Source organism: Burkholderia sp. DN3021, from assembly GCF_049805555.1.
Classification (GTDB): Bacteria; Pseudomonadota; Gammaproteobacteria; order Burkholderiales; family Burkholderiaceae; genus Burkholderia; species Burkholderia pyrrocinia_C.
Genome location: NZ_JBNCAB010000033.1, coordinates 64,887 through 71,325 on the forward strand (window position 1 = coordinate 64,887; position 6,439 = coordinate 71,325).

General features: G+C 67.4%; 3 protein-coding genes. 2 read left to right on the forward strand and 1 reads right to left on the reverse strand.

Going from position 1 to position 6,439, the window contains the following annotated elements:
• Positions 1 to 19 precede the first annotated feature (19 nt).
• Entirely contained in the window at positions 20 to 2,464 is a 2,445-nt protein-coding gene (locus ACPUER_RS17985) for a DUF3772 domain-containing protein (protein ID WP_425131745.1), read from the forward strand.
• A 230-nt stretch (positions 2,465 to 2,694) separates the two neighbouring features.
• Here ACPUER_RS17985 and ACPUER_RS17990 read toward each other — a convergent pair whose 3' ends face one another.
• Positions 2,695 to 4,206 carry an aldehyde dehydrogenase family protein gene (locus ACPUER_RS17990; protein ID WP_425131746.1) on the reverse strand — a complete coding sequence of 504 codons (1,512 nt, stop codon included), beginning with the start codon at positions 4,204 to 4,206 and terminating at the stop codon, positions 2,695 to 2,697.
• Positions 4,207 to 4,833: 627 nt separating this feature from the next.
• Between ACPUER_RS17990 and ACPUER_RS17995 the strand changes: the two genes are divergently transcribed.
• Positions 4,834 to 6,414: an amino acid permease gene (locus ACPUER_RS17995; protein ID WP_425131747.1), complete on the forward strand. Its 1,581-nt coding sequence runs from the start codon at positions 4,834 to 4,836 to the stop codon at positions 6,412 to 6,414.
• Positions 6,415 to 6,439: the final 25 nt, after the last annotated feature.

Consider the following 6,439-nt stretch of genomic DNA (forward strand, 5'->3'; position numbering starts at 1 on the left):
GGCAAATCGTAAGCATTCCATGTTCATACAACGACTATCCACGTACGCCCGCCGGATCGCACTGATTGCGCTGCTGCAGTTCGCGGCGATCGCGACCGCATCGGCGTTTCCGGCGGCTGCTTCCGCCCCGGGCGCGAGCGGCACCGACGCGTCCGTGCCGACCATCTCGCTGAACGACGCCGTCGCGCAGCTCAAGCAGATGCAGGCCGAACAGGATCGCATCAAGCAGCAGACCTCGACCGCGTCCAACAGCAAGGAACTGGACGCGCTTGGCGATGCGACGCAGGAGCTGAGCACCGACGTCGCGAAGCTGCAGAGCGAGCTCGTTCCGCAGCGCGCGCAGGTCCAGGCGCAACTCGACGTGCTCGGCCCGGCGCCGGCCGAAGGCGCCGCGCCGGAAACGCCGGCCGTCGCGAAGCAGCGCGCGACGCTGACCGCGCGCAAGACGCAGCTCGATGCGGCGCTGAAACAGGCCGCCGACCAGAAGACCAACCTCGCGAACCTGACCGAACAGTTCGCGAAACTGCATCGCGGCCTGCTGAAGAACCAGCTCGCATTCCGTTCGGGCGGCATCTTCAGCGCGCAGTTCTGGCTGCCGCTGTTTCACCTTCCGCCGGACGACGTCCAGCGGCTCGATGATTTCAACGACGAACTGCGCGACATGCTGCGCTCGTCGTGGGTACCCGGACAACGGCCGATCACCGCGCTGCTGCTGATCGCCTCGTTCGCGATGTGGCTCGGCGGCCGCCGGCTCATCGAGCGCGGGCTCGCGTGGATCTGCCTGAACCGCCTGCCGCCCACCCGCTTGCGCCGCAGCGCGCTGGCGCTGTCGACCGCGCTGTCGACATTCCTGGCAACCGCGTTTGCCGTTCAGATCCTCTACCTCGCCGTCGCGCGCCACTACGAGCTCACGCCGGCGCTGACCGATCTGTGGGACCAGTTCGCGAAGCTCGCGGCGACCTGCGCACTGATCGCCGGGCTCGGCCGCGCGCTGCTCTGCACGAAGCATCCGTCGTGGCGCCTGCCGGCGCTCGCCGACCCCGTCGCGCTCGCGATGAAGCCATTCCCCGGCATCCTGGCCGCGCTGCTGCTGATGTCCGGCACGCTCGAATCGATCAACCGGATCGTCGACACCAGCCTGTCGGTCACGCTGTTCGGCCGCGGCATCGTATCGCTCGTCGTCGCGCTGACGGTCGGCGCGTCGCTGCTGCGTTCGAACCGCGCGCGCAGCGTGCTCGCGGCGGCCGGCGAGGCGCCCGAGCAGCGCTCGACGCTCGCCGGGCTGATCCACGCCGGCGTCACGCTGGCAATCGTCGTGTCGCTGATTGCACTCCTGATCGGCTACGTCACGGTCGCGCGCTTCATCACTTACGAGCTCGTATGGTTCGAGATCGTGCTGTGCGCCACCTACATCCTGATCCAGTTGACGCGCGATGCGAGCGAAAGCCTGTTCTCCGCGAGCCTGTCGACGGGCCAGCAGATCAAGAACCTGTTCGCGCTCGAAGACCGGCACCTCGACCAGGCCCGCACGGTCCTGTCCGGTTTCGGCACGAGCCTGCTGATGCTGATCGCGGCCATCGCGCTACTAACGGGCGGTTTCGGCACGACGCCGGGCGACCTGCTCGACAGCGCGGTCGCGATGATCGGCAGCCAGCGGCTGCAGAGCCTGAACATCATGCCCGACCGGATCCTGAACGCCGTGATCGGCTTCGCGATCGGCTTCTACCTGCTGCGTTCGCTGCGCCGCTGGCTCGACGGCGAGTTCATGCCCGCGCTCGGCATGGACACGGGGATGCGCGTGTCGCTGATCACGCTGTTCACCAACGTCGGCTACGTGCTGCTCGTGCTGATGACGCTCGGGCTGCTCGGCGTCAGGTGGAACAACCTCGCGTGGATCGTCAGTGCGCTGTCGGTGGGTATCGGCTTCGGCCTGCAGGAGATCGTGAAGAATTTCGTGTCGGGGCTGATCCTGCTGACCGAGCGGCCGGTGAAGGTGGGCGACATGATCAGCATCGCGGGCGTCGAAGGCGACATCCGCCGCATCAACGTGCGCGCGACCGAGATCCAGCTCAGCGACCGCTCGACGGTGATCGTGCCGAATTCGCAACTGATCTCGCAGAACCTGCGCAACGTGACGATGGGCAACAGCACGCAGGGCGTCGCGACGCTGGTGTTGACGTTCCCGCTGAACACCGATCCCGAGCAGGTGCGCGACCTGCTGCTCGATGCGTACCGCACGCATGAGGCGATTCTCGAGAAACCGGCGCCGTCGGTGACGTTCAGCCAGCTCGCGCCGGACGGGATCACGCTGAGCGTGACGGGTTACGTGTCGAGCCCGCGGATCGCGAGTTCGACGAAGAGCGATCTGCTGTTCGAGATCCTGAAGCAGTTGCGCGCGGCGGGGATCACGCTGTCGAGCCCGCAGATGCTGGTGGTGCAGAATATGCCGGCGGTGGAAAAGTAACGGGCGTTGCGCGCCAGCGCGTATTCGACTTGAACAGGCTGTCTGCGCTCGATGCGAAGGCTCACGACATCGTCCCCGGACACCGCTCGTTCGTCGCCGGCCCGCGTCAGGAATCCCGATCGACGCCGATGCGCACGATACCCCCATAGCCCCAAACACAACGGGCCGGCACCGCATCGCGGCAACCGGCCCGTTTCATCGTCAAGCGGCGCAACGCGCGCCGCGCGACATCACACGTCGAACTTCACCCCCTGCGCCAGCGGCAGCTGCCGGCTGTAATTGATCGTATTCGTCGCACGACGCATATAAGCCTTCCACGCATCCGAACCCGACTCGCGCCCGCCGCCCGTTTCCTTCTCGCCGCCGAACGCGCCGCCGATCTCCGCGCCGCTCGTGCCGATGTTCACGTTGACGATCCCGCAGTCGCTGCCCGCCGCCGACATGAACTGCTCGGCCTCGCGCATGTCGTTCGTGAAGATCGCCGACGACAGGCCTTGCGGCACCGCGTTGTGCACGGCGATCGCATCCTCGAAGTTGTCGTAGACCATCACGTACAGGATCGGCGCGAACGTCTCGCGCTCGACCACCGCCGATTGCTTCGGCATCCGCACGATTGCCGGACGCACGTAGTACGCATCCGCGTGACCGACGTCGACGCGCTCGCCGCCCTTCACTTCGCCGCCCTGCTCGCGTGCATCGGCCAGCGCCTTCTGCATCGCGTCGAACGACGCGCGATCGACCAGCGGGCCGACCAGCGTGCCTTCTTCAAGCGGGTTGCCGACCTTCACCGACGCATAGGCCTTCTCGATACGCGGCAGCAGTTGCTCGACGACGCTGCGATGGACGATCAGGCGGCGCAGCGTCGTGCAGCGCTGGCCGGCCGTGCCGACCGCCGCGAACGTGACCGCGCGCACGACGAGGTCGAGATCGGCGCTCGGCGCGACGATCATCCCGTTGTTGCCGCCGAGTTCGAGGATGCCGCGCGCGAGACGCTGGCTCAGCACCTTCGCGACTTCCGTGCCCATCCGCACGCTGCCCGTCGCGCTGACGACCGGCACCTTCTTCGATGCCGTCAGCACCTCGCCGACATCGCGCATGCCGAGCACCAGCTGGCTCAGCCCTTCCGGCGCGACGCCCGGATGCGTCTTCCCGAACTCGCGCAGCGCCTTCCCGAGCAGCACGTGGCAGGCGATCGCGGTAAGCGGCGTCTTCTCCGACGGCTTCCACACGACCGGGTCGCCGCACACGAACGCGAGCGCCGCGTTCCACGCCCACACCGCGACCGGGAAGTTGAACGCCGAAATCACGCCGCACACGCCGATCGGGTGCCACGTTTCCATCATCCGGTGGCCCGGGCGCTCCGACGCGATCGTGAGGCCGTAAAGCTGGCGCGACAGGCCGACCGCGAAATCGCAGATGTCGATCATTTCCTGCACTTCGCCGAGGCCTTCCGACGTGATCTTGCCGGCCTCGAGCGTGACGAGGTGGCCAAGCGCGGCCTTGTGCTCGCGCAGCACGTTGCCGAACACGCGCACGAGTTCGCCGCGCACCGGCGCCGGCACCGTGCGCCACTTGAGGAATGCGTCGTGTGCGGCGTCGATCTTGCGCTCGGCGTCGGCGGGCGTGTCGACGGCCAGCGTCGCGAGCGTCGCGCCGTCGAGCGGCGAACGCGCGGTCAGCGCATTGCCTTTCCACTGGGCGAGATCGATATCGAGCGCGGCAAGAATGTCGTTGAATTGCATCACTTCCTCTTCAGGGACAGATTGATCGGTGCGGCGGCAGCGCCGCCCGCGTGATTCGATTGGAGCGCGTTCGCGCGCCCTGTGCAAGCGGATGCGCAGCTCGACGGGCCCGGTGCGCCGCACGGCGCATCGCGCTGCGCCGCCGCCGAAAAGCCCGGCCGGACGGCGCGCCCCAGCCTCGCGAGGCACGATCCATGAAACACATTGTCGGCGGCCACAAGTCGGGCCGCTATTGATATTAACTCACGACTTCATTCCCAAAACGCAACACCTCGGCGACCCCAACCGATGCTTTTTAGTGCCGATACGGGACGTTTCCAAAGCCCGTAGCAGGGCGGCCAGACGCGTCCCGACGCGACGCAAGTTGATGACAAAGCCGCATCACCCTGTTCGGAAATATCGTTTGCCGCCCGTGCATCGGGCACACACAATCGGTGCGACGTCGAGGTGCAACGCACCCGGCGCGCCGCCGGCCGCCACTACGGCAGCCGGACGACAGACGAACGCGACACGGATCGCGGCCCGGTTCATCCGGCACGTTCCGCGAAGCACCACCGCTGCCCGGCCGGCAACGCGTCGCGCTTCGTCGCCGAAAAACAATCCCGGAGACAGCGCCCAGCACCCGCCATGCATTCAGATGCCCGCCCCGATTCGCCCCGTCCGTCCGGCTCGCCGCCCGCGAAGCCGTCCCTCCACCGCGCGCTGCAGGCCCGCCATCTGCGAATGATCGCGATCGGCGGCTCGATCGGCACGGGCCTGTTCGTCGCGTCCGGCGCGTCGATCTCGCAGGCCGGCCCCGGCGGCGCGATGCTCGCGTACATGGTGATCGGCCTGATGGTCTATTTCCTGATGACGAGCCTCGGCGAAATGGCCGCGTTCATGCCCGTGTCGGGTTCGTTCGCAACCTACGGCGCGAAGTTCGTCGACGAAGGCTTCGGCTTCGCGCTCGGCTGGAACTATTGGTACAGCTGGGCCGTGACGATCGCGGTGGAGCTCGTCGCCGCGCAGCTCGTGATGCACTACTGGTTTCCGCATGTGCCGGGCGTCTGGTGGAGCGCGCTGTTCCTCACGCTGATCTTCGCGCTCAACGCGCTGTCGGTGCGCGGCTTCGGAGAAGCCGAATACTGGTTCGCGCTGATCAAGGTGCTGACGGTGCTCGCGTTCGTCGGCGTCGGCCTGCTGATGATCTTCGGGATCATGCAGGGCGGCCCGAGCGCGGGCTGGGGCAACTTCACGATCGGCGACGCGCCGTTCGCCGGCGGCTGGGCGACGATGCTCGGCGTCGCGATGATCGCGGGCTTCTCGTTCCAGGGCACCGAAATGATCGGCGTCGCGGCTGGCGAATCGGAGCACCCGCGCACGACGATCCCGCGCGCGGTAAAGCAGATCTTCTGGCGCATCCTGCTGTTCTACGTGTTCGCGATCTTCGTGATCGGCGTGCTGATTCCGTACACCGACCCGAGCCTGCTGAAGAGCGACGTGACCGACATCGGCGTGAGCCCGTTCACGCTCGTGTTCCGCCACGCGGGCCTTGCATTCGCGGCCGGCGTGATGAACGCGGTGATCCTGACGGCCGTGCTGTCGGCCGGCAACTCGGGCATGTACGCGTCGACGCGGATGCTCTACAACCTCGCGGTCGAAGGCCGTGCGCCGCGGCTGTTCGCGAAGCTGTCGCCGGGCGGCGTGCCGCGCAACGCGCTGTATGCGACGACGGCCGTCGGCGCACTGTGCTTCCTCACGTCGCTGTATGGCGACAAGACCGTCTACCTGTGGCTGTTGAACACGTCGGGCATGGCCGGCTTCATCACGTGGCTCGGCATCGCGGTCAGCCACTACCGGTTCCGCAAGGGCTTCCTGAAGCAGGGCTACCGGCTCGACCAGCTGCCGTACCGGTCGAAGTGGTTCCCGTTCGGCCCGCTGTTCGCGTTCGCGCTGTGTGCGGTCGTCGCGCTCGGCCAGGATTACCAGGCGTTCCTCGCCGACAAGGTCGACTGGGCGAGTATCGCCGCGACCTACATCGGCCTGCCGTTCTTCCTCGCGATCTGGCTCGGCTACGCGCTCGTGCGCAAATGCCGCCTGGTGCGCTACGAGGACATGGAGATCGCGCCGTGGATCGAACGCAACGCGACGCCCGAAGCGGCACCGCAGGCCGAAACCGGCTACGCGGGCTACGTCGCGCGCCCGGCCAACCCGGCGCCGGGCGCCTGACGGCCCGCCTCGCGCCGGCCGCCGC

What these genes read in the sequence shown, in the direction of transcription:
- ACPUER_RS17985 (WP_425131745.1), top strand. Translation starts at nt 20, where the DNA reads ATGTTCATACAACGACTATCCACGTACGCCCGCCGGATCGCACTGATT.
- ACPUER_RS17990 (WP_425131746.1), bottom strand. Translation starts at nt 4,206, where the DNA reads ATGCAATTCAACGACATTCTTGCCGCGCTCGATATCGATCTCGCCCAG.
- ACPUER_RS17995 (WP_425131747.1), top strand. Translation starts at nt 4,834, where the DNA reads ATGCATTCAGATGCCCGCCCCGATTCGCCCCGTCCGTCCGGCTCGCCG.